The organism is Streptomyces sp. NPDC020489 (assembly GCF_044386545.1).
Taxonomy (GTDB): Bacteria; Actinomycetota; Actinomycetes; order Streptomycetales; family Streptomycetaceae; genus Streptomyces.
On sequence record NZ_JBIRUZ010000001.1, the window covers coordinates 888,602 to 909,701 of the forward strand.

A 21,100-nucleotide genomic window follows, 5' to 3' on the forward strand; every position below is an offset into this window, starting at 1 on the left:
CGCATGTCGAAATGCCGGTGCACGGGACGCCCCGGCCGTTGTCGAGCCTACCCCCGTATGTACGTGCGTTTTTTCGCGTCATTCCAGACTGCCGGGAGTCGTGACGATCCGCCTCCCGACTGGGCCGTCACGCATTCGGCAACTGAATACGGACCCGCTCGTTCGAGTGCTCAACCGAGTGCCGATCGGCTCGTCCGGCAGCCACCCGATCGGGTGCCGACCGGCTCCTGCGCGCGGCGCCGACGGGCGCCCGGGCGGCGCGCGGATCCCCTCGTACGGGGGCGCCGCCCAACACGACCCCACCCCCGCGAATGTCGGGGTATGGGCAACGTCTACAGTGGCGTGGTACGCGCGAGCCTTTACCGGGACTTCACAGGGTGGGGCTTGCTGGGATGTCTCTGTAGGGGTGTGCGTGACGGCCGTCGAATCCCGTCCAGCCGGGGTGCTGGGGGAGAGCAAGAGCTCGAGTCACCGGCCGTTCGGGGCCCGTGTCAAGGCATTCGTGGCGCTGACCAAGCCCCGGATCATCGAGCTGCTGCTGATCACCACGGTCCCGGTGATGTTCCTCGCCGAGCAGGGGGTGCCCGACCTGACGCTGGTGCTCCTCACCTGCGTCGGCGGCTACCTCTCCGCGGGCGGCGCCAACGCGCTGAACATGTACATCGACCGCGACATCGACGCGCTCATGGACCGGACCTCGCAGAGACCGCTGGTCACCGGCATGGTGTCGCCGCGCGAGTGCCTCGCCTTCGGCATCACCCTCGCGATCGTCTCCACGCTGCTGTTCGGCCTCGCCGTCAACTGGCTGTCCGCCTGGCTGTCCCTCGGCGCGCTGCTCTTCTACGTCGTCGTGTACACGATGATCCTCAAGCGCCGCACCTCGCAGAACATCGTGTGGGGAGGCATCGCCGGCTGCCTGCCGGTGCTGATCGGCTGGTCCTCCGTCACCAACTCCATGTCGTGGGCGCCGGTCATCCTGTTCCTCGTGATGTTCTTCTGGACGCCGCCGCACTACTGGCCGCTGTCCATGAAGGTGAAGGAGGACTACGCGCGCGTGGGTGTGCCGATGCTGCCGGTGGTCGCCTCCAACAAGGTGGTCGCCAAGCAGATCGTCATCTACAGCTGGGTCATGGTCGCCGTCTCGCTGCTGCTGACCCCGCTCGGCTACACGGGCTGGTTCTACACGCTGGTGGCGGCGCTGGCCGGCGGCTTCTGGCTGTGGGAGGCGCACGGGCTGCAGAACCGGGCCAAGGCCGAGGCGACCGGCGCGAAGCTCAAGGAGATGCGCCTGTTCCACTGGTCGATCACCTATGTGTCGATCCTCTTCCTCGCGGTCGCGGTGGACCCGTTCCTGCGCTGACACGCCCGAGACGCCCCGACGGCCGGGGTGCGTGGTCAAGGCCACGCACCCCGGCCGTCGCCGTTCGACCTACCCGTCGGTAGCATCCTGGGCATGGCAGACACGCAAGCGGTTGACGCGAAGGCCGAGCGCACGGCGACCCGACTGGCCAAGCAGATCAGCGCCTTCTCCAAGGCACACGGCGGCGCCGAGGGCCAGGTGGCCTACCTCGGCGACCGCGGGGCCCGGATCGCCCTCGTCGGCGAGGACGGCGAATGGGGCAACCTGGTGGCCCCCAGCACCGAGATCGCCCGGAACGCCGTCGAGAAGGCCGGCATCACCCTGCACGAGGACTTCGACGGCGAGTTCGCGGCGAAGGTGCGCACGGGCCCGTACGAGTGGACCCGGATGGCGGGGATCCAGCTCGGCGGCCCGAAGAACACCTGACCCGCTCCGCTTTCACACCGGGTGTGCGACAGCAACACCTGAAGCCCCGTTCACCCGTTAGGCCCCGTAGCAACGACACGGTCCAGCCGCGGGAGCCCGGATGATCGAGACGCCGTCCCTCGTGGACCAGTACTGCCACGGCGTACTGAGAACAGAGCTGGGCCTCGGCACCTTCGAGGCCCAGCTGGCCCGTACCGAGGGGCCGCCCGCCCCCGGTACGACCCTCTTCGACACCCAGACCGGTTTCGCGGTGCGGCGCCTGTGCCCCCCGCTGCTCGGTCTGGAACCGCACTGCCCGCCCGCCCGCTATCTCGCCCGGCGCCGTGAACTCGGCGTACTGGAGGCGGGGCGCAGGCTGCTGCGGGGCAGCGGCATCACGACCTTCCTCGTCGACACCGGGCTGCCCGGCGATCTGACCGGCCCCGACGAGATGGCACGGGCCTCCGCCGCCGAGGCCCGCGAGATCGTGCGGCTCGAACTCCTCGCCGAACAGGTCGCCGACACCTCCGGCACCGTGGAGTCCTTCCTCGCCAACCTCGCCGAGTCCGTGCACGGCGCGGCGGTCGGCGCGGTCGCCTTCACCTCCGTGGCCGGCGTACGGCACGGACTGGCGCTGGCGCCCGAGCCGCCGGGGCCGGGGGAGGTGCGGGGCGCGGCGGGCCGCTGGCTGGCGGACCGCAGGGTGGGCGGCGAGCTGTCCGACCCCGTCCTCCTACGGCACCTGCTGTGGATCGCCATCGCCTCGGGGCTGCCCCTGCAACTGCACGCGGGGCTCGGCGAACCGGGCCTGCGCATCGACCGTACGGACCCCGTCCTGCTGACCGACTTCGTCCGGGCCACGGCCGGGCTCGGCACCGACCTGGTCCTGCTGCACGGCTACCCGTACCACCGGCACGCCGCCCACCTGGCCGGGGTCTTCCCGCATGTGTACGCCGACTCCGGCGCCGCCCTCGTGCGCACCGGCGCCCGCGCCGCCACCGTCCTCGCCGAGATCCTGGAACTGGCCCCCTTCGGCAAGATCCTCTTCTCCAGCGGCGCCCAGGGCCTGCCCGAACTGCACGTCGTGGGCGCCCGGCTGTTCCGCGAGGCGCTGGCACGGGTGCTCGGCACCTGGGTCGCCGAGGGGGCGTGGTCGCTGGCGGACGCGCAGCGGGTCGCGGGGCTGATCGCGGCGGGGAACGCGCGCCGGGTGTACGGGCTGGAGTGACGCCCGGTTCACAGCCGCGGCCGGACTGTCCAGACTGGACGGATGCAGACCGACGACTTACGCACCGCACCCACCCGCACCGACGCGTTGCTCGACCGTTTCCTCGCCGGCCTCGCCCCGCTCGACCCGGTCGCCGTCTGGGCGCACGGCTCGCTCGCGGGCGGCGACTACCAGGAGGGCCGCAGCGACCTGGACCTGATCGCCGTACTGGAGGAACCGCCGCTGTGGCGGCTGGCGACGCTGCACGCCCGGCTGCGGGACGAGCCCCTCGCGGCGAAGCTGCACTGCACCTATCTGACCCCGGACACCCTCGACGGCCCCGACCGGCGCCATCTGACCTGGGCGCACGAGCATCTGTTCAAGCGGCCCGTCACCCCGGTGACCCGGCGGGAACTGCACACCTTCGGACGGGTGCTGCACGGGAAGGCGCCCGCCGGACTGCTGCCACCGGTGTCCGACCTGGAACTGGACGCGTTCGTCGTCCGTGACCAGCGCGACTTCTGGCGGCCCATGGTGGACAGGGCCGAGCTGTGGCGGCAGGACCCGTGGATCGACGTGGGCCTGACGACCTTCGCCCGCGCGGCCGCCACCCTGCGCGGGGGAAGGCTCATCTCCAAGCGGGAGGCGCTGGACCTGCTGCCGGAACTCGGCGCGCCCGTCGAGGTGGTCGAGGACATCCGGCGGCGGCGCTACGAGGAGCGGCCGGCGCCGCCCACCGAGGAGTGGACGGCGCGCAGGGGGGAGCTGGCCAGGGGCTACCTGGGGCCCGCGATCGACGAACTGGTGGCCGCGTACGCCTGATCGGGCAGCCGGATCTCCTGCGCCGGGCGCTCCCGCAGTGCCAGCAGCACCCGAAGGACCCCGATCCACACCAGGCACGAGCCGAGCATGTGGACGCCGACCAGGATCTCGGGCAGGTCGGTGAAGTACTGGACGTAGCCGATGACGCCCTGGGCGAGCAGGACCAGGAACAGGTCGCGGGTGCGGGCCAGGGGGCCCTTCGGGGCGTCGACGGCCTTGAGGACGAACCACAGGGCGAACGTCAGCGTGACGACGATCCAGGCCAGGACGGCGTGCAGCTTGCTGACGGTCTCCCAGTCCAGCGGCATCCGCTCGACCTCGCTGGAGTCGCCCGCGTGCGGGCCGGAACCGGTCACCACGGTGCCGACCGCGATCAGCAGCACCGACGCGCCGACCAGGACCCACACCAGCTGCTGCACCGACGTCCCGACCAGCGGACGCGGCGGCCCGTCCCCCTCCCGGGTGCGCTGCCACATCACGGTGGCCACCGCGATCAGGGCCGTCGACAGCAGGAAGTGCGCGGCGACCGTGTACGGGTTGAGGCCGACCAGGACCACGATGCCGCCGAGGACCGCGTTGCCCATCACGACCCAGAACTGCGCCCAGCCCAGCCGGGTCAGGCCGCGCCGGTACGGCTTCTCCGAGCGCGCGGCGATGATGGCCCAGCCGACGGCGGCGCACAGCACGTACGTCAGCATGCGGTTGCCGAACTCGATGTAGCCGTGGATGCCCATCGCGGCGGTGTTGTTGATCGAGTCCTCGGTGCACTTCGGCCAGGTCGGGCAGCCGAGGCCCGATCCGGTGAGCCGCACCGCCCCGCCGGTGACCACGATGACCACCGACATGACGAGCGCGGCGAGAGCCGCCCGCTGCACCGTCCGGGGGTCCGGGGTCCAGCGCGCGGCGATGAAGGCGAGCGGATTGCGCACGGCCGCCGTGGCGTCGGCGCGGGTCATCTTTGGCACGGGTCCATCGTAGGGGGCCGCTTGTGCACGCTTTCACGAGGGGCGCGTGAGACGCGCTACTCCCAGCGGAAGAACCTGCCCGCCGCCGCGAGTCCGACCACCGCCCACACCGCGAGGATCCCCAGGTCGCCCCACGGCGTCCCGGCCCCGTGCTGGAGGACGTCCCGCAGGCCGTCCGAGAGGGCCGAGATGGGCAGCAGGCCGAGGACGTCCTGGGCGCCGGAGGGGAATTTGTCCATCGGCACGATCACGCCGCCGCCCACGAGGAGGAGCAGGAAGACGAGGTTGGCCGCGGCCAGGGTCGCCTCCGCCTTCAGGGTGCCCGCCATCAGCAGGCCGAGGCCCGAGAAGGCGGCCGTGCCGAGGATCAGCAGGAGCAGGACGGCCGCCGGGTTGCCGTGCGGTGACCAGCCCAGGGCGAAGGCGATCACCGTCAGCAGGACGATCTGGAGGGCCTCCGTGACCAGCACCGACGCCGTCTTGGCCGTCATCAGGGCCCAGCGGGGCAGCGGCGACGCGGCGAGGCGCTTCAGGACGCCGTAGCGGCGTTCGAAGCCCGTGGCGATGGCCTGGCCGGTGAAGGCCGTGGACATGACCGCGAGGGCGAGGATGCCGGGGGTGAGGAAGTCCACCGCCTCGCCCGCGCCGGTGTCCACGACGTCCACCGAGCTGAAGAGCACCAGCAGCAGGGTCGGGATCACCACCGTCAGCAGGAGCTGCTCGCCGTTGCGCAGCAGCATCCTCGTCTCGAGCGCGGCCTGGGCGGCGATCATCCGCCCCAGGGGAGCCGCACCCGGCTTCGGGGAGTACACCCCGGTGCCTGTGGTCGTCATGAGCGCAGCTCCTTGCCCGTCAGTTCGAGGAACACGTCTTCCAGCGTGTGCCGTTCGACCGAGATCCTCTCCGGCATCACCCCGTGCTGCGCGCACCACGACGTCACCGTCGCCAGCAGCTGCGGGTCCACCTTGCCGCCGACCCGGTAGGAGCCCGGGGTCAGCTCCGCGGCCGTGCAGTCGGCCGGGAGGGCCTTGAGCAGGGAGCCCACGTCCAGGCCGGGGCGGCCGCTGAAGCGGAGGGTGTTCTCGGCGCCGCCGCGGCACAGCTCCTCGGGGGAGCCCTGGGCGATGACCCGGCCCGCGTCGATGATCGCCACGTCGTCGGCGAGCTGTTCGGCCTCGTCCATGTGGTGCGTGGTGAGGATGACCGAGACGCCGTCCGTCCGCAGGTCGCGCACCAGGTCCCAGGTCGCGTGGCGGGCCTGCGGGTCCAGGCCGGCCGTCGGCTCGTCGAGGAACACCAGCTCCGGGCGGCCCACGACGGCCATCGCGAGGGCCAGGCGCTGCTGCTGACCGCCGGACAGCCGGCGGTACGTCGTTCTGCCGCAGCCGCCCAGACCCAGCCGCTCGATCAGCGCGTCCACGTCCAGCGGGTGGGCGTGCAGCCTGGCGACGTGGCGCAGCATCTCCTCCGCCCGCGCGCCCGAGTAGACGCCGCCGGACTGGAGCATCACGCCGATCCGGGTGTGCAGCTCGCGGGAGTGCCGGACCGGGTCGAGGCCCAGGACGCGCACCGTGCCGGAGTCCGGTCGGCGGTATCCCTCGCAGGTCTCGACGGTGGTCGTCTTGCCCGCCCCGTTGGGGCCGAGCACGGCGGTCACACCGGCCCGGGCCACCAGGTCGAGGCCGTTCACCGCGGTTCTGTCGCCGTACCGCTTCACCAGGGCCTGGACCTGGACCACGGGCTCACTTCGCATGACTCAAGAGTCTAGGTACGTGCGCGGCCCCTCAGGCGGCCGGGTACGGGAACTCCTCCTCAGGGGGGCGGTGGGTCGCCAGCCACCGCTCCGCGTAGGCGACGGCGTCCGCCACCGGGAACAGCCGGGCGGCGGCCGCGCCCACCGTGCCGCGCACCACCGGGCGGTCCCGTTCGAAGTCGTGGCCCAGTTCGTCGAAGCGGTCCGAGGAGATCGCGACCTCGGTCACCGTCTCCCAGCCTGCCGGGCCCGGGCGGCCGACCCGTACCAGCGGCGAGGGGATGCGGTACTCGGCGAGGTGGAAGCTGGTGCAGGTGTCGTAGCCGGCGCCGAGGAGCAGCACGCGCGCGGGGAGCGCCTCCAGACGGGCGAGGGGGCTGCGTTCGCCCAGCCGGCAGTCGGTGGCGTGGCCGTCCAGCACCTGGGCGGCGCGCGGGCCGAGCGCCGCGAACGAGGTCTGCGGGTGCGCGCTGCGCAGAGCGCCCGGCCAGGTGCGGACGGTCTCCGGGAGCACGCCGACCCCGCGCGAGGGCGTGAGCAGGGGGTCGTAGGGCGGCATGGCGGTGCGGATGGTGTCCCACCACTCCTCGGGCACGGGCGGGTTCGCCCACAGGGCGGGGTCGGAGAGGTCCCCGGTCTGGGTGGGGACGACGAGGGTGCCATTCGGTCCGAGGGCGTCGAGCAGCGCCTGGACGACGGCCACGGGGCCCCCGCAGACCCAGCCGAGCGACTTCAGGGAGGAGTGGACGAGGAGGGTCTCGCCATCCTGGACGCCCAGTTCGCGCAGGTCTGCGGCGAGGGTGCCCCGGGTGACAAGAGGGCCGGTCGGAGGGGGTGCGGACATGGTTGAGGAGTGTCCAGGAAGGTGCCCGGTGATGCCACCGATTTGATCGATCAAAGATCGTTCTCGCAGGTCAGGTCAGCCTTACCTAAGTGACGCACCGCACCGTCCGGGGCTCGGACGCGGCTTGCCGGGCCTTGAGGAATTACGCAACAATGGCGTTGTGAAAAACGTCGGCGAGGTTCCGGAGACCCCCACGGGGGCCCGGCAGGAGGAACTCGCGACCGGTGAGCGGTCCACCCGCAACCGGGTCGCGCGCTCCATCCTGGATCACGGGCCCTCGACCGTCGCCGAGCTGGCCGGCCGGCTGGGCCTGACCCAGGCCGCCGTCCGCAGGCATCTCGACGCGCTGGTCGCCGACGACGTCGTGGCGGCACGCGAGCAGAAGGTCTACGGAGCGCGGACACGCGGTCGTCCCGCCAAGGTCTTCGCGCTCACCGACTGCGGCCGTGACGCCTTCGACCAGTCCTACGACAAGCTCGCCGCGGACGCCCTGACCTTCATCCGGGAGCGGTTCGGCGGGGACGAGGCCGTCGTCGCCTTCGCGCGCGCCAGGATCGCCGCGCAGGCGACCGCGTACCGCAGGGCCATCGAGTCCGCCGCCCCCGAGGAGCGCACCGAAGCCCTGGCCAGGGCCCTGAGCGCGGACGGGTACGCTGCTACGGCGCGCAGCGCACCGGTCGGCGAGCAGCTGTGCCAGCACCACTGCCCCGTCGCCCACGTCGCGGAAAAGTTCCCGCAGCTCTGCGAGGCGGAGACCGAGATCTTCTCCCAGCTGCTCGGCACGCACGTCCAGCGACTGGCGACCATCGCGCACGGTGACGGCGTCTGCACGACGTTCATCCCCAAGATTTCCCACACCACACACAACGCATCCGCAAGCACGGCCGGGAGGAACCCCGCATGACTCTCCCCACGGAGACTGCCCACCCTGAGCTCGAGGGCCTGGGCAAGTACGAATACGGCTGGGCCGACTCCGACACGGCCGGCGCTTCCGCGCGGCGCGGTATCAACGAGGACGTCGTCCGCGACATCTCGGCGAAGAAGAACGAGCCGGAGTGGATGACCAAGCTCCGCCTCAAGGGCCTGCGCCTCTTCGACAAGAAGCCCATGCCGAACTGGGGCTCGGACCTCTCCGGCATCGACTTCGACAACATCAAGTACTTCGTGCGGTCCACGGAGAAGCAGGCGGAGTCCTGGGAGGACCTGCCCGAGGACATCAAGAACACGTACGACAAGCTCGGCATCCCCGAGGCGGAGAAGCAGCGCCTCGTCGCCGGTGTCGCGGCCCAGTACGAGTCCGAGGTCGTCTACCACCAGATCCGCGAGGACCTGGAGGAGCAGGGCGTCATCTTCCTGGACACCGACACCGCCCTCAAGGAGCACCCGGAGCTCTTCAAGGAGTACTTCGGCACCGTCATCCCGGTCGGCGACAACAAGTTCGCGTCGCTGAACACCGCGGTGTGGTCCGGCGGCTCCTTCATCTACGTGCCGAAGGGCGTGCACGTGGAGATCCCGCTCCAGGCCTACTTCCGGATCAACACCGAGAACATGGGCCAGTTCGAGCGGACGCTGATCATCGTCGACGAGGACGCCTACGTCCACTACGTCGAGGGCTGCACGGCCCCGATCTACAAGTCGGACTCCCTGCACTCCGCGGTCGTCGAGATCATCGTGAAGAAGGGCGCCCGCTGCCGTTACACGACCATCCAGAACTGGTCGAACAACGTCTACAACCTGGTCACCAAGCGCGCCGTGGCGTACGAGGGCGCGACCATGGAGTGGATCGACGGCAACATCGGCTCCAAGGTCACCATGAAGTACCCGGCCGTCTACCTGATGGGCGAGCACGCCAAGGGCGAGACCCTGTCCATCGCCTTCGCGGGCGAGGGCCAGCACCAGGACGCCGGCTCCAAGATGGTCCACATGGCGCCGAACACCTCCTCCAACATCGTCTCCAAGTCGGTGGCGCGCGGTGGCGGTCGCACCTCCTACCGCGGTCTCGTCGAGATCGGCGAGGGCGCCCACGGATCCAAGTCGAACGTGCTGTGCGACGCGCTGCTCGTCGACACCATCTCCCGCTCCGACACCTACCCCTACGTGGACGTCCGCGAGGACGACGTGTCCATGGGCCACGAGGCGACCGTCTCCAAGGTCTCCGAGGACCAGCTCTTCTACCTGATGAGCCGTGGTCTGACCGAGTTCGAGGCGATGGCCATGATCGTGCGCGGCTTCGTGGAGCCCATCGCCAAGGAGCTGCCGATGGAGTACGCCCTGGAGCTCAACCGGCTGATCGAGCTGCAGATGGAGGGCGCGGTCGGCTGACCGCCCCGTGCAGAAGCAGCAGCAGATTTCTGACGTAGGAAGAGAGCAGACCGACAGCCATGGCTGAGGCTCAGAACATCGCGGTGGGATCCACCACCGCCGGCTCGATCGCGGTGGCGGCCGAGTCGACCGTCGCCACGCGCATGAGCGCGCCCCCCTCCTTCGACGTGGCGGACTTCCCGGTCCCGCACGGCCGCGAGGAGGAGTGGCGGTTCACCCCGCTGGAGCGCCTGCGCGGGCTGCACGACGGCACCGCAGTCGCTAGCGGCGACGGCGTGAAGGTCGACGTGCAGGCCCCCGAGGGCGTCACCGTCGAGACCGTCGGCCGTGACGACGCCCGCCTGGGCAGGGCGGGCACCCCGGTGGACCGCGTCGCCGCCCAGGCGTACTCCGCCTTCGAGAAGGCCGGTGTCATCACCGTCCCCAAGGAGACGGTGCTCACCGAGCCGATCCGGATCGCCGTGCACGGCGAGGGCGGCACCACCTTCGCCCACCAGGTGATCGAGCTGGGGGCCTTCGCCGAGGCCGTCGTCGTCATCGACCACACCGGTGACGCGGTGCTCGCCGCCAACGTCGACTACGTCCTGGGCGACGGCGCCAAGCTGACCGTCGTCTCCGTCCAGGACTGGGACGACAAGGCCGTGCACGTGGCCCAGCACAACGCGCTGATCGGCCGGGACGCCACCTTCAAGTCGTTCGTGGTCACCTTCGGCGGCGACCTCGTCCGCCTGCACCCGCGCGTCGCGTACGCCGGTCCCGGCGGCGAGGCCGAGCTGTTCGGCCTGTACTTCACGGACGCCGGCCAGCACCAGGAGCACCGTCTCCTGGTCGACCACAACACCCCGCACTGCAAGTCGAACGTCGTCTACAAGGGCGCGCTCCAGGGCGAGGACGCGCACGCCGTGTGGATCGGTGACGTGCTGATCGAGGCCAAGGCCGAGGGCACCGACACCTACGAGATGAACCGCAACCTGGTGCTCACCGACGGCGCCCGTGTCGACTCCGTGCCGAACCTGGAGATCGAGACCGGCGAGATCGTCGGCGCCGGCCACGCCTCCGCGACCGGCCGCTTCGACGACGAGCAGCTCTTCTACCTGATGGCCCGCGGCATCCCGGCCGACGAGGCCCGCCGCCTGGTGGTCCGCGGCTTCTTCGCCGAACTGGTCCAGCAGATCGACGTCGACGACATCGAGGCCCGCCTGCTCGAGAAGATCGACGAAGAGCTGGAGGCGTCCGTCTGATGGCCTTCGTACGCGCCTGTGGGCTGAGCGAGCTGGAGGAGGACACCCCCAAGCGGGTGGAACTCGACGGCACGCCGGTCTCGGTCGTCCGTACCGAGGGGGAGGTGTTCGCGATCCACGACATCTGCTCGCACGCGAACGTCTCGCTCTCCGAGGGCGAGGTGGAGGACTGCCAGATCGAGTGCTGGCTGCACGGCTCCGCGTTCGACCTCCGCACCGGCAAGCCGTCCGGCCTTCCCGCGACGCGCCCCGTCCCCGTATACCCCGTAAAGATCGAAGGGGACGATGTGCTCGTCTCCCTCTCCCAGGAGTCCTGAGGCACCCATGGCAACGCTTGAAATCCGAGACCTGCACGTCACCGTCGAGGTCGAGAACGGCACGAAGGAAATCCTCAAGGGTGTCGACCTCACCGTGAAGCAGGGCGAGACGCACGCCATCATGGGCCCCAACGGCTCCGGCAAGTCGACGCTCGCCTACTCGCTCGCGGGTCACCCGAAGTACACGATCACCGGCGGCACCGTCACCCTCGACGGTGAGGACGTCCTGGAGATGGAGGTCGACGAGCGCGCCCGCGCGGGCCTCTTCCTGGCGATGCAGTACCCGGTCGAGATCCCCGGGGTCTCGGTCTCCAACTTCCTGCGCACCTCCGCCACCGCCGTCCGCGGCGAGGCCCCCAAGCTCCGCCTGTGGGTGAAGGAGGTCAAGGAGGCCATGCAGCGCCTGAACATGGACCCCGCCTTCGCCGAGCGCAACGTCAACGAGGGCTTCTCCGGCGGTGAGAAGAAGCGCCACGAGATCCTCCAGCTGGAGCTGCTCAAGCCGAAGATCGCGATCCTCGACGAGACGGACTCAGGTCTGGACGTCGACGCGCTGCGCATCGTCTCCGAGGGCGTCAACCGCGTCCGCGAGACCGGCGAGGTCGGCACCCTGCTGATCACGCACTACACGCGCATCCTGCGCTACATCAAGCCCGACTTCGTCCACGTCTTCTCCGGCGGCCGCATCGTCGAGTCCGGCGGCGCCGAGCTCGCCGACAAGCTGGAGAACGAGGGCTACGAGGCATACACGAAGGGTGGCGTATCAGCGTGACGCAGTTGCCGGGCCTCCTCGACACCGAGGCGCTCCGCAAGGACTTCCCCATCCTGGACCGCCAGGTCCACGACGGCAGGAAGCTCGTGTACCTGGACAACGCGGCGACCTCGCAGAAGCCGCGTCAGGTGCTGGACGCCCTGAGCGAGTACTACGAGCGCTACAACGCCAACGTCCACCGCGGTGTGCATGTGCTCGCCGAGGAGGCCACGGCGCTGTACGAGGGCGCGCGCGACAAGGTCGCCGAGTTCATCAACGCGCCCTCGCGCGACGAGGTGATCTTCACCAAGAACGCCTCCGAGTCGCTCAACCTCGTCGCGAACATGCTGGGCTGGGCCGACGAGCCCTACCGCGTGGACCACGAGACAGAGATCGTCATCACGGAGATGGAGCACCACTCCAACATCGTGCCGTGGCAGCTGCTGGCGCAGCGCACGGGCGCGAAGCTGAAGTGGTTCGGCCTGACCGACGACGGCCGGCTCGACCTCTCCAACATCGACGAGATCATCACCGAGAAGACGAAGATCGTCTCCTTCGTGCTGGTGTCGAACATCCTCGGCACGGTCAACCCGGTCGAGGCGATAGTGCGCCGGGCGCAGGAGGTCGGCGCGCTGGTGTGCATCGACGCCTCGCAGGCGGCGCCGCACATGCCGCTCGACGTGCAGTCGCTCCAGGCGGACTTCGTGGCGTTCACCGGGCACAAGATGTGCGGTCCGACCGGCATCGGCGTGCTGTGGGGCCGCCAGGAGCTCCTGGAGGACCTGCCCCCGTTCCTGGGCGGCGGCGAGATGATCGAGACGGTGTCGATGCACTCGTCGACGTACGCTCCCGCCCCGCACAAGTTCGAGGCGGGCACCCCGCCGATCGCGCAGGCGGTCGGTCTGGGCGCGGCGATCGACTACCTGACCTCGATCGGCATGGACAAGATCCTCGCCCATGAGCACGCGATCACCGAGTACGCGGTGAAGCGGCTCGGCGAGGTCCCGGACCTGAGGATCATCGGCCCCGCCACGGCCGAGGACCGGGGTGCGGCGATCTCCTTCACGCTCGGGGACATCCACCCGCACGACGTGGGTCAGGTGCTGGACGAGGAGGGCATCGCGGTCCGCGTGGGTCACCACTGCGCCCGCCCGGTCTGCCTCCGGTACGGAATTCCTGCGACCACGCGAGCGTCGTTCTACCTGTACTCCACGCCGGCCGAGATCGACGCCTTGGTCGACGGTCTGGAGCACGTACGGAACTTCTTCGGCTGAGGGGCTGGTCGTGAAGCTTGATTCGATGTACCAGGAAGTCATCCTGGACCACTACAAGAACCCGCACGGGCGGGGCTTGCGGGATGGCGACGCCGAGGTGCACCACGTCAATCCGACGTGCGGCGACGAGATCACGCTGCGCGTGAAGTACGACGGCACGAAGATCGAGGACGTCTCCTACGAGGGCCAGGGCTGCTCGATCAGCCAGGCCTCGGCCTCCGTGCTCAACGACCTGCTGGTCGGCAAGGAGCTGGCGGACGCGCAGAAGATCCAGGAGACGTTCCTGGAGTTGATGCAGTCCAAGGGCAGGATCGAGCCCGACGACGCCATGGAGGAGGTGCTGGAGGACGCGGTCGCGTTCGCCGGTGTCTCCAAGTACCCGGCCCGGGTCAAGTGCGCCCTCCTCAGCTGGATGGCGTGGAAGGACGCGACGGCCCAGGCCCTGGGTGGGGCCGACGCCGAAAGGAAGACGGCATGAGCGAGACCCTTGAGATGAAGCCGGCCTCCGAAGAGGAAGTCCGCGAGGCCCTGTACGACGTCGTCGACCCCGAGCTGGGCATCGACGTCGTGAACCTCGGCCTCATCTACGGCATCCACATCGACGACGCGAACATCGCGACGATCGACATGACCCTGACCTCGGCGGCCTGTCCGCTGACCGATGTCATCGAGGACCAGGCCAAGTCCGCCACGGACGGCCTCGTCAACGAGCTGCGCATCAACTGGGTCTGGATGCCGCCGTGGGGCCCGGACAAGATCACTGACGATGGCCGGGAGCAGCTTCGGGCGCTCGGCTTCAACGTCTGAGTCCACCACGAGAAAGCGGCGGCGCCCCGACGGGGTGCCGCCGCTTTCTCCGTTGTTCAGGCCAGTCCGCCGACCAGCTGGAACGCCGAGTCGGCGCGGTACAGGTCGCTGTTCTGGTAGGGGTCAAGGCGCAGCTGGAAGTTCTGGTGGCGCAGGAAGCGGCCCGGGTAGTTCGCCGACTCCAGCATGGTCGCGCCGTGGACCGGGGAGAACCGCGGACAGAAGGTGGCGTCCTGGCGGAACAGGGACGAGCCGTCGTCGCGCTCGGCGACCAGGACGAAGCTGCGGTGGCGCAGGTAGGTGCCGTCGTGGGTGGCGAAGGAGTAACAGGAGCCGTTCGCCAGGCCCTTGACCAGCTTGAAGGTGGAGTCCGCACGGGACTCCGAGCCGCCGACCCGGTCGAGCTTCACAGAGCCGCCGCTCACGTGCCAGTAGCGGTCCGGGTAGTTGACCGAGCGCACCGAGCGGTAGGTGGCCGCCGGCTTCTGGGTGGCCGGGGAACTCGGGTGCGGCGAGGGGGCCTTGGACGACGGCTCCGGGGCCGGGGAGGGCGTGGAGCCCTGCTGGCGCGGGGCGGACGTCGTGGCCTCGGCGGTGATCAGGCCGCTCTTGCCCTTCGGCGGGACGGTCTCGGTGCCGGTCGGGGTGGCGAAGGAGATCAGACCGTCCGACGCCGTGGTGTCCCCGGCGGCCGGGCCCGACAGGGTGTCAGGGCCCTTGTCCGTCCAGGCGATCGCGCCGACGCAGGCGACGATCGTGGCCACCGCCAGCACGCCCGCGAGATAGAGCCGTCGGGTCCCGGGGGCCCGGGAGGTGTCGGGGTGCCACCCGTTCTCCCACGGCTGAGACGGACGGTTCTGGGTTTCTGGCATGCGCGGTTCCTCCGGCGGATCCCATGAACAGGCCGCGGATGTGAGGGGGGTTAGGTTGAACGGTGAAGCAGACGGCACAGTAGTGGACGGTGTGCTCGGCAAGCAGCCCCTTTGAGAGAGCGGTTTCCAGATCGTTTCCTCGCCGAACCGGGCGCGTCACCGCCCGGGGCTGCGCGATCGTGGTTGTGTACGGTCGTACATAGCGTTGTGTACGCTCGTACACATGGGATACGTGCTGCTCGCCGGAGCCATCGCCGCCGAAGTGGCCGCGACGACCGCCATGAAGTACAGCGAGGGCTTCAGCCGGCTGCTGCCGTCAATGCTGACCGTCCTCGGCTACGTCGTCTCCTTCGCGCTGCTCGCCCAGACCCTGAAGTCGGTGTCGGTCGGCACCGCGTACGCGATCTGGGCCGGGGTCGGCACCGCGACCATCGCCACCATCGGCATGGTCTTCCTCGGAGAGGGCATGACGACCGCCAAGGCCGCCGGCATCGCGCTGATCATCGTCGGGGTGGTCGTGCTGAACCTGGGCGGGGCGCACTGATGCCCCGGCGCCACGACCCCGAGCGGCGGCAGCGGATCATCGACGCGGCGATCCGGGTCGTCGGACGCCAGGGGCTGGCGGGGCTCAGCCACCGCAGCGCCGCCGCCGAGGCGGACGTGCCGCTCGGCTCCACCACGTACCACTTCAAGACCCTCGACGAGCTGATGGTCGCGGCCCTGCGGCAGGCGAACGAGGGCTTCGCCAAGGTGATCGCCTCCCGGGGCGGCCTGGAGGACCCGGACGCGGATCTCGCCGCCGAACTCGCCGGGTGGCTGGGGGAGTGGCTCGCGGGGGACCGAACCGGCGTGGAGCTGGAGTACGAGCTGTATCTCGCCGCCCTGCGGCGCCCCGCGCTCCGGCCGGTCGCCGCGGAGTGGGCCGAGGACCTCGCCGAACGGCTGGCCCGCCGCACCGACCGGGTCACCGCGCGGGCGCTGGTGGCGCTGATGGACGGGATCTGCCTCCAGGTGCTGCTGACCGACGGGGAGTACGACGAGGCGTACGCGCGGGAGGTGCTGGGGCGGGTCCTCTCCGCAGGCGCGAGTGCCGGCGCCCCCGGCCGCCCGGGCCGCTGACCGGCGGCGCCGCGCCGACACGCGCGCAGTCCCCGGCACCGAGCAGCCCGGCGCCCGGTTCGGAACCTGAGACGCCGGGTCGCTGGTTGGCCTCCTCGGGCTCCGGACGGTTAGGTTGCCCTCATGACCGACACGACTGCACCCAGCACCACCGGGGCGGTGGCCGCCGGCCTCGCCACGATCGCCGCCGACGGCACTGTTCTCGACACCTGGTTCCCCGCTCCCGAGCTGAAGGCGGAGGCCGGTCCGTCCGGTACCGAGCGGCTGTCCGCCGAGACGGCCGTCGAGCTGCTCGGCGAGGGTGCCGCGAAGGCGATCGGGCCGGACGCCCGGCGCGGCGTCGAGGTGGTCGCGGTCCGTACGGTCATCTCCTCGCTGGACGCCAAGCCGATCGACGCCCACGACGTCTACCTGCGGCTCCACCTGCTCTCGCACCGGCTCGTCAAGCCGCACGGCCAGAGCCTGGACGGCATGTTCGGCTTCCTCGCCAACGTCGCCTGGACCTCGCTCGGCCCCGTCGCCGTCGACGACGTCGAGAAGGTGCGGCTCAACGCGCGCGCCGAGGGACTGCACCTCCAGGTGACCTCGATCGACAAGTTCCCGCGCATGACGGACTACGTCGCCCCCAAGGGCGTCCGGATCGCCGACGCGGACCGGGTACGGCTCGGCGCGCACCTCGCCGAGGGCACCACCGTCATGCACGAGGGCTTCGTCAACTTCAACGCGGGCACGCTCGGCACCTCCATGGTCGAGGGCCGGATCTCCGCCGGTGTCGTCATCGGTGACGGCTCCGACATCGGCGGCGGCGCCTCCACCATGGGCACCCTGTCCGGCGGCGGCAACGTCATCATCTCCATCGGCGAGCGCTGCCTCATCGGCGCCGAGGCGGGCGTCGGGATCGCGCTGGGCGACGAGTGCGTGGTGGAGGCGGGGCTCTACGTCACCGCCGGCACCCGCGTCACCATGCCCGACGGCCAGATCGTCAAGGCCCGCGAGCTGTCCGGCGCCTCCCACATCCTCTTCCGCCGCAACTCGGTCACCGGCACGGTCGAGGCCCGCCCGAACAACGCGGTCTGGGGCGGCCTGAACGAGATCCTGCACAGCCACAACTGACGCCCCGCGCCCGACGGTGAGCGCCCTTCCGCACAGCGCGGGAGGGCGCTCACCCATGTCCGGGGCACCGGCGCGCCGAAACTCCTCGGACGGACAGGCATAGCGGCCCGGCGCCGCACGCGTCACAAGGGGCAGGGGGCGGGCACAGGGCCCGCCCCGGGGGAAGAGAAGGTGACGATGGATGCCGAAGCGCAGGACAGCTTCCGGGAGTTCGTGGAGCACCGGTCGTCCGCGCTGCTGAAGACGGCCGTGCTGCTCAGCGGCGGGGACCGGCACACCGCCGAGGACCTGCTCCAGAACGCGCTGATCAAGGCGGCCGGCCGCTGGCACCGCATCGACGAACCCGAGGCGTACGTACGGCGGATCCTGTACCGGCAGCAGATCAGCCGGTGGCGGCTGAAGTGGCCCCGACGCGAGCTGAGCGTCGCCGAGCCGCCGGAGGGGCGGGCGGACGCCGACGCCTCGTCCGCCGCCGAGCTGCGGCTCGTGATGCGCGGCGCGCTCGCCCGGCTCACCGCCCGGCAGCGCACCGTGCTGGTGCTGCGCTACTTCGAGGACCTGCCCGAAGCGGACGTGGCCCGCATCCTGGGCTGCTCCGTCGGCACCGTACGGTCCACGGCCCACCGCTCGCTCGCCCGGCTGCGCACCCTCGCGCCCGAACTGGCCGCCCTGAGCGGCGGCGAGGACACCCGGCAGCCGCCGGCTCATGACTACACACCCGTGGAGGTACGCCCGTGAACGTCGAGGAACTTGTGCGGGACTCCCTGCGGGAGCTGGCCGTCGATCAGCCGCCTGCCGGAGCGGGGTTCGCCGACCGGGTGCTGGCCGTCCGCCGGCGCCGCCGCACCCGCCGGCTCGTGGCCGTCGCCGCCGCCACCGCGGCCGTGGTGGCCGTCTCGGTGGCGGTGCCGCTGCTGAACGAAGGACGCGACGACACACGCCCCGCGAGCGTCACGCAGCAGGACGGCGTCAGCGCCCACCCCGACCAGTCGCCGCCGAGCGACCTGATCGCGGCCGGGCGGTCCGCGCTCGCCGCGTACTGGACGACGGCGCTCGTGGCGAAGAACAAGAAGGAGGCGACCCTCGAGCGGACCTACTGGCTGCTCGATCCCGACACCGGCAGGTACGAGAAGGACACCCGGTGGTCCTTCGTCGCCGTGGCGCCGGGCCTGAAGACCGCCGCCGTGCTGGAGCGGACCCTGCCCGCCGCCCGGATCGGGCTGCTCGACCTCGCGACGGGGGAGGTCGAGCGGTGGATCCCGGTCGGGAAGGGGGTCGGCGGGCTGGCGTTCTCGAACGGCGGGACCGAGCTGGTGGCCACGACGTACTCCGAGCACCCCGACGCGCTCGAGAAGTTCAAGAACCCCGGGGACAGCGAGGGCGCGTGGGCGTCCATGAACAGGATGAGCCGGACCGGGTTCGTCCTCCTGGACCTGGCCGCGGGGGGCGGGGGCGTCTGGCACCCGGTCCCGAACTCCTCCGCGGGGGGCCGCGCCGACTTCGCCTTCACCCGTGACGACCAGCACCTGTACGCGGCCGGCGGAGGCCTCGACACCCTCGTCCGGCCGACGTTCTACGACCTGTCGGGCAAGGAGACCGCCGCGCCCGCGAACGAGGAGTACCTGCGCTGGGACGTGCCCGCGCGACTGTCCCCGAACGGCAAGCTGGCCGCAAGTGGCCTGGCCGAGGAGATCGATCCCGGCGTCGCCCCGGAGTCCGGGAAGACCCTGCCCGGCCAGTCGTACTCCGCCGTCAAGGACCCCCTCACCGGCAAGGAGATCACCAAGGTCCGCGGCTCCGAACTGCTCGCCTGGGTCGACGACCAGCGGCTCATCGCCTGGGAGCGGGCCACCGGCCTGAACGAGCCGTACAAGGACCGGCTCGTGCTGGTCACGATCGGCAGCAGCAAGGTCGTACCCCTGAGTGGCGTCCGGGACCATCCGGAGACCGGCCAGGTGCAGTGGGAGCCCGTCTTCGCCGAGCGCTGATCAGCCGGCCGTCAGCTCCTCGTAGGCCGCCCGCAGCCCGTCGACCGTCCCCCGGTCGGCGGGCAGCAGCGGTGCGCGGACCGGGCCCGCGGGCAGGCCGAGTTCGTCGAGGAGGGCCTTCACGGTGACCGTGCCGGGCAGGCCGGCCGACATCGTCGACTCGATGAGGTGCGTGGCGCGTCGCTGGAGGCGTGCCGCGCCGGTCGTGTCGCCCGCGTCGAACAGGTCGAGGACCGCGCGGAGTTGCGCGGGGGCGAGGTTCGCGACGGTGCTCACGTATCCGGCGCCGCCCACCGCGTACAGGGCGAGGTTGTGCTCGTCGCAGCCCGCGTAGTACGCCAACTCCGTCGCGGCGATGACCTTCTGGGCGGCCAGGAAGTCGTAGGAGCAGTCCTTGACCGCGACGATCCTCGGGTGCTCGGCGAGGCGGAGCATCGTGTCGGGCTCGATGCGGGTGCCGGTGCGGCCGGGGATGTCGTAGAGCGCGATCGGCAGTCCCACGGAGTCCGCGAGCTGCCGGAAGTGTGCCTCGACGGCGTCCTGCGGGGGCCGGCTGTAGTAGGGGCTGACCGCCAGCAGGCCGTCCGCGCCCGCCTTCTCGGCCTGGAGGGCGAGCTCCACGGTGTGCCGGGTGTCGAAGGTGCCGACGCCGGTCAGGACCGTCGCCCGGCCGCCCACCGCCTCCCGCACCGCGCGCACCAGGTCCGCCTTCTCGGCGTCCGAGGTCGTCGGCGACTCGCCCGTGGTGCCGGACAGCACCAGTCCGTCGCATCCCTCGGCCACGAGCCGCTCGGCGAGCCGCTGGGCGCCGTCGAGGTCGAGGGTGCCGCCCTGCGTGAAGGGCGTGATCATCGCGCAGAGAGCGCGGCCGAAGGGTGGGGCCGAGGGGCCGGGATACGTCATGGGAGTAGTCTCGGCACCATCACCGTGAAGCTCCACTTAAATTTCCTACGCTGTATCGATAAGCATTGCTGAGAGGACGGGGTGGGGTCCGCCGGGTCAGGCCCTATGTCCAGATGGGGTGTCCATGGGTCACCATGGCCAGGACGGTCATCGGCACCTGGTCATGGGAGGCGTCATGAAGCTCGGCAAGGCACTCGCCACCGGAGTCGCGCAGGAGCGGCCGCAGGCGGAGGCTCAGGGCATCGACGAGCCGGACCTGCGACTGCCCGAGGAGATCGAGGAACTGAGGGCGCCCGAAGAGGCCCCGGCCGCCCGATGAGGCTGCGGCTCCCGGAGGAACGCCCTGCGGAGCCGCCGACCGGATACAAGATCGCCCACCCGGTGCTGTCCCACGACGGCACCCGGGCGGGCTTCACCGGTGTGTCGCTGGGCGGCGCGCTGCCGTACGGGGTCCTGGCCGACGCGTCCTGCGTCTACGGCCTGCGGCACCGGGCACCGCACCGCCGCTGCGACTGCGGCTTCCACTGCGTGCACGACCGCTCGACGGCCGAGGCGCTGCTGTGTACGGCCGAGCACCGGTCGGCCGTCCTGCTGGAGGTGACGGTGCTCGGCCGCTACCTCCGCTTCGAGCGGGGTTTCCGCTACGCCCGGCAGCGGATCCGCACCGCCACCGTCGGCCCCTGCGCCTGCGGCACGGTGGCCTGCGCGCTGGCCGACGCCGCCTGGGGCCGCCCCGGCTGGCGCGCCCTCGCGCCCTCCTGCGCAAGCTGCCTGCGCGGTCGTACGACCGTCTCGCTCGCCACGTTCGCCCGGCTGGCCGGGGACGGGCTGCGGGTCGTGGCGGGCCGCGGGGCGGTGGCGGCGGACGGCAGGGTGGACGCGGCGACCGACGAGCTGGGAGTGCCCGAACTGGCCGCGGAGGCCGCTCTGTTGCAGGCGAGGCTGGACTGGTTCCAGACGCAGCTGGCCAGGCTCGGTGAGCCCGGTCCGGGCGGCGCGACCCAGGGGTAGCGGGGACCCCTCCGGGTACCCGGTGG

General features: G+C 70.9%; 25 protein-coding genes. 19 read left to right on the forward strand and 6 right to left on the reverse strand.

The features are described 5' to 3' along the window. Positions 1–406 precede the first annotated feature (406 nt). The 4 genes from ACH41F_RS03970 to ACH41F_RS03985 all read left to right on the forward strand — a co-directional run bounded on the left by ACH41F_RS03970 (position 407) and on the right by ACH41F_RS03985 (position 3,794). The gene (locus tag ACH41F_RS03970; RefSeq protein WP_391230319.1) at positions 407–1,360 is read left to right on the forward strand and encodes a heme o synthase; all 954 of its coding nucleotides are present in this window, start codon (positions 407–409) and stop codon (positions 1,358–1,360) included. A gap of 93 nt (positions 1,361–1,453) precedes the next feature. Beyond that, the gene (locus ACH41F_RS03975) at positions 1,454–1,786 is read left to right on the forward strand and encodes a hypothetical protein (protein ID WP_398832711.1); all 333 of its coding nucleotides are present in this window, start codon (positions 1,454–1,456) and stop codon (positions 1,784–1,786) included. Positions 1,787–1,886: 100 nt separating this feature from the next. Continuing rightward, entirely contained in the window at positions 1,887–2,993 is a 1,107-nt protein-coding gene (locus tag ACH41F_RS03980) for an amidohydrolase family protein (protein ID WP_391230321.1), read from the forward strand. Between the two features lie 42 nt (positions 2,994–3,035). Further along, positions 3,036–3,794: a nucleotidyltransferase gene (locus ACH41F_RS03985; RefSeq protein ID WP_391230322.1), complete on the forward strand. Its 759-nt coding sequence runs from the start codon at positions 3,036–3,038 to the stop codon at positions 3,792–3,794. On the opposite strand, the gene ACH41F_RS03990 is transcribed toward ACH41F_RS03985, so the two are convergent. The 4 genes from ACH41F_RS03990 to ACH41F_RS04005 all read right to left on the reverse strand — a co-directional run bounded on the left by ACH41F_RS03990 (position 3,749) and on the right by ACH41F_RS04005 (position 7,356). After that, positions 3,749–4,750 carry a heme A synthase gene (locus ACH41F_RS03990; protein ID WP_398832785.1) on the reverse strand — a complete coding sequence of 334 codons (1,002 nt, stop codon included), beginning with the start codon at positions 4,748–4,750 and terminating at the stop codon, positions 3,749–3,751. The two genes, ACH41F_RS03985 and ACH41F_RS03990, sit on opposite strands and share 46 nt — an antisense overlap. Positions 4,751–4,815: 65 nt before the next feature. After that, positions 4,816–5,592 (reverse strand): ABC transporter permease, encoded by a 777-nt coding sequence (locus ACH41F_RS03995; protein WP_391230323.1) that lies wholly within the window; start codon positions 5,590–5,592, stop codon positions 4,816–4,818. Then, positions 5,589–6,512: an ABC transporter ATP-binding protein gene (locus ACH41F_RS04000; protein ID WP_398832715.1), complete on the reverse strand. Its 924-nt coding sequence runs from the start codon at positions 6,510–6,512 to the stop codon at positions 5,589–5,591. Before ACH41F_RS04000 ends, ACH41F_RS03995 begins: the two co-directional genes overlap by 4 nt. Before the next feature lie 31 nt (positions 6,513–6,543). Then, the gene (locus ACH41F_RS04005; RefSeq protein ID WP_398832717.1) at positions 6,544–7,356 is read right to left on the reverse strand and encodes an aminoglycoside N(3)-acetyltransferase; all 813 of its coding nucleotides are present in this window, start codon (positions 7,354–7,356) and stop codon (positions 6,544–6,546) included. A gap of 160 nt (positions 7,357–7,516) precedes the next feature. Between ACH41F_RS04005 and ACH41F_RS04010 the strand changes: the two genes are divergently transcribed. Genes ACH41F_RS04010 through ACH41F_RS04045 form a run of 8 tightly spaced genes read left to right on the forward strand, consistent with a single transcriptional unit; the run spans position 7,517 to position 14,068 of the window. Continuing rightward, positions 7,517–8,260, forward strand: a complete 744-nt coding sequence (locus tag ACH41F_RS04010; RefSeq protein ID WP_391230326.1) for an ArsR family transcriptional regulator — start codon at positions 7,517–7,519, stop codon at positions 8,258–8,260. After that, complete coding sequence (gene sufB / locus ACH41F_RS04015; protein WP_359029633.1) at positions 8,257–9,678, forward strand: Fe-S cluster assembly protein SufB; 1,422 nt, start codon at positions 8,257–8,259, stop codon at positions 9,676–9,678. The genes ACH41F_RS04010 and sufB overlap by 4 nt, the downstream gene beginning before the upstream one ends. A gap of 59 nt (positions 9,679–9,737) precedes the next feature. Beyond that, on the forward strand, positions 9,738–10,919 hold the full coding sequence (gene sufD / locus ACH41F_RS04020; protein ID WP_391230327.1) for a Fe-S cluster assembly protein SufD: 1,182 nt from the start codon (positions 9,738–9,740) through the stop codon (positions 10,917–10,919). Next, entirely contained in the window at positions 10,919–11,236 is a 318-nt protein-coding gene (locus tag ACH41F_RS04025) for a Rieske 2Fe-2S domain-containing protein (RefSeq protein WP_391230328.1), read from the forward strand. The genes sufD and ACH41F_RS04025 overlap by 1 nt, the downstream gene beginning before the upstream one ends. Positions 11,237–11,243: 7 nt before the next feature. After that, positions 11,244–12,008, forward strand: coding sequence for a Fe-S cluster assembly ATPase SufC (sufC, locus tag ACH41F_RS04030; protein ID WP_391230329.1), 765 nt, complete (start codon positions 11,244–11,246; stop codon positions 12,006–12,008). Next, entirely contained in the window at positions 12,005–13,261 is a 1,257-nt protein-coding gene (locus tag ACH41F_RS04035; protein ID WP_391230330.1) for a SufS family cysteine desulfurase, read from the forward strand. Before sufC ends, ACH41F_RS04035 begins: the two co-directional genes overlap by 4 nt. Before the next feature lie 10 nt (positions 13,262–13,271). Next, complete coding sequence (gene sufU / locus ACH41F_RS04040; RefSeq protein ID WP_391230332.1) at positions 13,272–13,739, forward strand: Fe-S cluster assembly sulfur transfer protein SufU; 468 nt, start codon at positions 13,272–13,274, stop codon at positions 13,737–13,739. Then, positions 13,736–14,068 (forward strand): metal-sulfur cluster assembly factor, encoded by a 333-nt coding sequence (locus tag ACH41F_RS04045; RefSeq protein ID WP_020130530.1) that lies wholly within the window; start codon positions 13,736–13,738, stop codon positions 14,066–14,068. The genes sufU and ACH41F_RS04045 overlap by 4 nt, the downstream gene beginning before the upstream one ends. A gap of 56 nt (positions 14,069–14,124) precedes the next feature. Here the strand turns inward: ACH41F_RS04045 and ACH41F_RS04050 are convergent, their stop codons facing one another. Then, positions 14,125–14,940: an AbfB domain-containing protein gene (locus tag ACH41F_RS04050; RefSeq protein ID WP_391230333.1), complete on the reverse strand. Its 816-nt coding sequence runs from the start codon at positions 14,938–14,940 to the stop codon at positions 14,125–14,127. A gap of 223 nt (positions 14,941–15,163) precedes the next feature. Here ACH41F_RS04050 and ACH41F_RS04055 point away from each other — a divergent pair, with 223 nt between their 5' ends. The 5 genes from ACH41F_RS04055 (at position 15,164) to ACH41F_RS04075 (ending at position 19,160) form a co-directional block, all read left to right on the forward strand. Further along, positions 15,164–15,484: a DMT family transporter gene (locus ACH41F_RS04055; RefSeq protein ID WP_398832723.1), complete on the forward strand. Its 321-nt coding sequence runs from the start codon at positions 15,164–15,166 to the stop codon at positions 15,482–15,484. Continuing rightward, positions 15,484–16,059 (forward strand): TetR/AcrR family transcriptional regulator, encoded by a 576-nt coding sequence (locus ACH41F_RS04060; protein ID WP_398832725.1) that lies wholly within the window; start codon positions 15,484–15,486, stop codon positions 16,057–16,059. The genes ACH41F_RS04055 and ACH41F_RS04060 overlap by 1 nt, the downstream gene beginning before the upstream one ends. A 123-nt stretch (positions 16,060–16,182) precedes the next feature. After that, a complete protein-coding gene (gene dapD, locus ACH41F_RS04065; protein ID WP_391230336.1) occupies positions 16,183–17,172 on the forward strand; it encodes a 2,3,4,5-tetrahydropyridine-2,6-dicarboxylate N-succinyltransferase in 990 nt (329 codons plus the stop codon). 177 nt (positions 17,173–17,349) lie between these two features. Further along, the gene (locus ACH41F_RS04070) at positions 17,350–17,910 is read left to right on the forward strand and encodes a SigE family RNA polymerase sigma factor (protein ID WP_391230337.1); all 561 of its coding nucleotides are present in this window, start codon (positions 17,350–17,352) and stop codon (positions 17,908–17,910) included. After that, entirely contained in the window at positions 17,907–19,160 is a 1,254-nt protein-coding gene (locus ACH41F_RS04075) for a WD40 repeat domain-containing protein (RefSeq protein WP_398832728.1), read from the forward strand. The genes ACH41F_RS04070 and ACH41F_RS04075 overlap by 4 nt, the downstream gene beginning before the upstream one ends. Here ACH41F_RS04075 and dapA read toward each other — a convergent pair whose 3' ends face one another. Continuing rightward, entirely contained in the window at positions 19,161–20,063 is a 903-nt protein-coding gene (gene dapA / locus ACH41F_RS04080) for a 4-hydroxy-tetrahydrodipicolinate synthase (protein ID WP_391230339.1), read from the reverse strand. A gap of 175 nt (positions 20,064–20,238) precedes the next feature. Between dapA and ACH41F_RS04085 the strand changes: the two genes are divergently transcribed. Both ACH41F_RS04085 and ACH41F_RS04090 read left to right on the forward strand, forming a co-directional pair. Further along, complete coding sequence (locus ACH41F_RS04085) at positions 20,239–20,382, forward strand: hypothetical protein (protein ID WP_391230340.1); 144 nt, start codon at positions 20,239–20,241, stop codon at positions 20,380–20,382. Next, positions 20,379–21,074, forward strand: a complete 696-nt coding sequence (locus tag ACH41F_RS04090) for a hypothetical protein (protein WP_391230341.1) — start codon at positions 20,379–20,381, stop codon at positions 21,072–21,074. The genes ACH41F_RS04085 and ACH41F_RS04090 overlap by 4 nt, the downstream gene beginning before the upstream one ends. Positions 21,075–21,100 lie beyond the last annotated feature (26 nt).